Source organism: Vibrio sp. 811, from assembly GCF_033339195.1.
The window spans coordinates 1-624 of the sequence record NZ_JAWOUB010000554.1; the positions used below are offsets into that span (position 1 = coordinate 1).

General features: G+C 41.2%; 1 protein-coding gene and 1 pseudogene. One reads left to right on the forward strand and one right to left on the reverse strand.

Annotated features, from left to right (window positions below):
• Nucleotides 1-210: 210 nt before the first annotated feature.
• On the forward strand, nt 211-408 hold the full coding sequence (locus R7Q46_RS28055) for a type II secretion system protein (protein WP_005461161.1): 198 nt from the start codon (nt 211-213) through the stop codon (nt 406-408).
• A gap of 90 nt (nt 409-498) precedes the next feature.
• Here the strand turns inward: R7Q46_RS28055 and R7Q46_RS28060 are convergent.
• Nucleotides 499-624, reverse strand: a pseudogene (locus R7Q46_RS28060) (porin family protein); the annotation flags it as partial.

A 624-nucleotide genomic window follows, 5' to 3' on the forward strand; every position in this document is an offset into this window, starting at 1 on the left:
AACGCTTTCATTAAACACCCCGAACCATTTTTGTTCGGCGTTTTTTTATATTTCTAGTGATTATTTATAGATCTAACCATTAATTGTGGTTATTATTTCGCCACCTCTTCGAGGGGCACAGGACTCGCTCATCGTTTATGACTGAATGTCGAGTCTTGCTAGGTATAAAGCCAGGAAGGTGGCTATACCTATGATTATTGAGGTGTTCCCTTGAAAAAAGTTCGTGGTAGTTACATGGTAGAAATGGTTCTGGTTGCGGGTATTATGGCGTTGTTAGTCACCACTGCACTTCCAACGTTTACGAATGCGCTAAAAGGTCATCAAGATGGTATTTTGGCGTCACTTGATACTGTTCAACCTAGTAGTCATGTAAACAAAGAGACCGCAGAAAAGTTTTCCGCTCAATAAGCAAAGCTACTTTCTCGATTGATAAAAGAAGCCGAGGCATTTGCCTCGGCTTCTTTACATTTAACTTCAAATTCTGGGTTCAACGTCGCGCTAGAAGCGTTTTCCTAAGCTGATTTGTAGACCTTCATAGCTGTCGTAAAAGTCTTCAAAGCCCATATCTGCGACATTGTAGATGTACTCTGCGCGTAACCAGATATCTTTGCTCATATCCCAATG